Annotated in this window: 2 protein-coding genes; both read right to left on the bottom strand. The window is 59.8% G+C overall.

The features are described 5' to 3' along the window. Positions 1 to 29: 29 nt before the first annotated feature. A complete protein-coding gene (locus BM070_RS23810; protein WP_139222996.1) occupies positions 30 to 3,161 on the bottom strand; it encodes a hypothetical protein in 3,132 nt (1,043 codons plus the stop codon). Next, positions 3,145 to 4,081 (bottom strand): hypothetical protein (locus tag BM070_RS24955; protein ID WP_175518605.1); only part of this gene is annotated, 937 nt, incomplete at its 5' end. The genes BM070_RS23810 and BM070_RS24955, both read right to left, overlap by 17 nt.

Raw genomic sequence — 4,081 nt, 5'->3', positions numbered from 1 at the left:
TCTTGATCATCTTTTGCCATTGGTACTCCTCACTTGTAGTTCATTGGATTCGTTTTGTACTGTGCGATCAGCTCTTGCGCGACTTCCATGCTGACGCTTTCGTCGATGTCGTCGGTACTGCTTTTCTTCGCTGTGAGCTTGCGTCGTTCGACTTCACCCTTCGCCGAGCCACCGGGGTAATGCTTGGCCAAGACGGCGCGCCCAGCGTCTCGGCCGATGGCATCGAACACAACCTTCCGAATGTGCTTGTCTTCGAAGGTGGAGGACAGGGACCACAGAGTCATCGGCCCCATCGTTGACGTGAAGAGCTGCGAATACTTGCCTGACTTGGTGGTCCACTGCGAAAGGAACGTGACGCCTGACTTTGTCGGCCCGTTGACGAACATTCGTAGTGCTTCGACGTCCGTGCTGGAGAGCTTGAGGTGCTGCTGCTGATAGGCCGTCTCCTCGGCGCTTCCTCGACGAAGGATGTGGTTGCAGCTAGCAAGCGCGTGCAGCTGCCCGTGGTCCGCGCTCAGCTGCGAGATCGTGAGCAAGCTCAAGCCCCACTTCCGCGACTCACGACCGCCCTCTCGGATGAGCGTAGCGCGCAGACCTGTCGTGTCATGGTCTGCGCGGTCTTTCGCGCTCAGTTCCTTGATCATGGTGCGGTGGTACTCGTCCAGCGTCACATGCTTGTCGGTGTTCTTCAGCTCATCAAGGAGATCGCGGTAGTAGGGCAGCCACTGCCTTGGTACGAAGTTCAGGTCGTCATCTTCCATGCGGATGTTGCGAGTGAAAAGCTCGTACGCCACCTGGAACATGAGGGACGCTTGTTTGCGAGCACCTGGACTTCCCACCCGGGCCACATCCGCAAGATCCAATGCGGTGATTCGACGTCCGCTCAAATCCAGCTGGGTGGTTGACGTAAAGATGGGGAAGCTCTCGCGTGCCAGGGCAAGCTGAGTGCAAAAGGTGGTAGGGACGGGGACGCCTTGGTCTGCAATCGCCGTCATGTAGTCGCCTCGGATGTTTTCGTCCTTCGCGAGGATGTCCAGGTCAGGGAGGGTGGGCATCGCTTGGCGGTGGGCAAGGGTGGCCGCTGGGTAGTTGCCTTTTGCTCCCAACTTGTCTGCAACCTCGAACCACGATGTGTGGTTGGCGTGCACCTCGTCGTCCAGACGAAGATCCACAATGGCCTTGTCCACTGCGTCGATGCCTGGGCGGTATAGCTTGGGTGTTCCGCCATCTTCGTCCGAAAATTTTTTGTACGCGGACTTGAGCAGCGTTTTGATGAACTCACCCATGTTGTCGTACGGCTTGCCGCGCTCAGCGGGTGTGACCAGTCCGCCAAGAAAGTCCACGGTGGCTTGCAGGTCGCCTTCCAAGGGATGGCGCAGCCCTAGCTTGGTGTCGCACATGTTGATCGCATTGCGGCGATCGTTGCGCAGGGTGTGCATAAACGCCAAGTGTTTCATGTCGTCTGGCAGTGCGTCCTGGATCATCTCGATAAGGCCCGATACGGACCCGCCAATGTCGAGGATGTGCAGGAATGGCCAGGTCGTCCGGCCTGGGGCGAAGATGTATTCGAGGTGCTTCCGATTGGCTTGTGCTGACTTGCCGCCCCCCATGGGCGCCGTCATCGTCTCTAGCCAGTAATCCTGCTCGCTGGAGTGCGATGCAGTCGGCAGGATCGCACCGTCCAGAGAACGGTAAAGCTCAGTGCCGCGTGAGCCAAGCGGGCTCGCCGGGCGAGCCCATGGCAGCAGTGGCAGGATCTCGCGGATGTTTCCGACCGCTTCGTTGGAGCAGGGGCGCTGCGTAACGCCTGGGCATGAGTTGATGAAGGCATCGAACCTGTCGATCGAGGCCTCGGCCAGGTTCACGTCGCCCCACTGGGATGCGGCCGTGCGCAACGCGACGACGCGCGACTTCAGTATTTCAGTGGCCTTGGGTATCGAGGCGTCCACCCATGTGGTAATGGACGCGCTGAGCGAGGCCATTGCCAGTTCTGCTGCTGCTTCATCGCGAAGTCCTCCAATGGCCCGCATCAGCTTGCGGTTGTTGTTCGAGCCGGCGGCAACGATCGGGGCGATAGATGCGCGCAGCGAAAGCTGATTCAGCCCCTGCGCACGCATGCGCATGGAGATGCGATAAGGCACTCGTTCGCTCTCCCCAGCTGCGCGGGCAGTCATGCCGGAGAGGCTGTAGAGCAGCATCGATGCATTGACGTCGCGCTTTGGCGGAACGACCATGCTCAGGGTCGCGTACAGGCGGCCCGCGTACTCCATGTAGCCGCTCTTGGGGTAGACGGCTTCCTGAACAAGCAGTTGGTCCCGGAGCGGCGGCGGGAACATCACCGCAGTGTTTGCCACCTTCCGGGCCTTCGGCCGGGCCTTGGTCACTGATGGAGGGGCTTTTCGCAGTAGTGGCTCGCTGCCGACCCGCAAGCCAAAGCGCTCCTCTGCCCTGGGTAGTAGCCAGGCGCTCCATTCGTCGGAGAGGCTGGGGTCAATCGATCTGGCCATGATGGTGCTTGCGGCCCAGATGTCGCAGACCTCGGCCTGGCCGCCAATATCGGCGCTGGTCAATGTGGATACCACCTGATTGACGTAGGCTTCGTGAATGGCCAACTGCGGCTCCCTGGCGAACGTGTCGTCCTGCGTTCCGGGTGGCGTGTGGATCTGCCCCGTGCGGCGCATTTCGCGCAACTGGGCAATCCAGTCCTTGAACTCCTGCTCGCTCAGCGCATTGGGGTTCGTGTATAGAACCATGGTGATGGAGTCGTCCATCGTGAACTTGGCCATAGTTGCTGCTTGCTCATCGAAGATGCCCTTCATGTACTCGCCGACGCCAAGTCTGTTGGCGGTCTCGTAGACCGGCGCCATCCGTTTTTTTAGCCGGTCCGGGTGCATGAGATCTCGGTCGAGAACGAACTGCAACTCGTGGCATTTTTTCAGGAAGAAAGGATTCAGCGTCTGCTGCAGGACTTCCACCATCTCAGTCAGCTCTGGATTGCTGGCCACCTTGGAAATCCCTCCGTAGCGAACCAGGGTGGCCATGCTGCCGGAGCGATAGACGAGCGTTCGGTCGCCAATCGTTGTCTCCAGGTCGGTGTAATCTGCAGGCGACTTCTTTGTAATGGAATAGATGGCGTCCATCAGCTCAGTGAACATTTGCACTTGAGGTTCCCTTCAGGATGGTGACGATGGATTGCACTGCGGCTGTTTCGTCGGTAAGCGATTGGATGGCGGCTTGGTCTATCCGCAGCAGGTCGGCGATGGGTCTGGGGGTTGCCCAGTGAGCGATGCGTTCGTAGCTGTCGAAGTCCTTGGGGAGCCAGTCCTTGCTGCTCGCAAGGCGGTCTGAGCCGACACCTTCCCAACTGCTACGCGTTGGCGTGAGGCCAACATGCGGGGCCCGCTCGGTGGCCTCCAGTAATGCTTCTGATGGTCCTGCGACGTAGGTTGCACCTTCGCCATACGAGACAATGCGGAGGTTGGGGATGCCCTGCATCGAACGCAGCTTCGTCGTCAGGTGTAGGCGGTCCGCGGAGCGCAGCCACATCGAGCGCATCGGCCAGAAGCGGTGGCTTAGTGGAATCGCTCCGCTGAGCCAGTGCGCGTGCGTGAGCATGCCTGCGCTGATCGACAGCTTCAGCGCGTCCCCTGCATTGGGCATGCTCCAGGTGAGGGCGTCACACACATAGCCCTCAGGTTGTATGAAGATCCTGCCGATCTCAAAGGCGGCGTTGTTATCGGCAAGGAAAAGCACTTCGGTGCTCGCCATCCAGCGCCTCTTGCGGGCCCAGCGCAGAGGTGAGGCCGAGAGGTCATAGATGGACTTCCAGGAGCTGGTGAGTGCGGCACTGTGGATTTCCACCACGGCGGGCAGATCTTCTTGCCGGATGTACGCCAGTCTGTCTACTTCGCGCACGTGTACTTCCCGCCAAGCCGTTTGCATGTCGGGAACAGGGCAGGAGAGAACTGCCTTGGCATGATCGAACCAGGGAGCGCGGAAGACGACGCAGTTCTCTCGCTTCACGTCATGCCGCAACGACGCGTATGGCGTGAGGTTCGACCAGATGATCTCTCGGTGCAGC

Source organism: Paracidovorax wautersii (genome assembly GCF_900113035.1).
Classification (GTDB): Bacteria; Pseudomonadota; Gammaproteobacteria; order Burkholderiales; family Burkholderiaceae_C; genus Paracidovorax; species Paracidovorax wautersii.
This window is presented reverse-complemented; position numbering and strand designations above follow the sequence as displayed.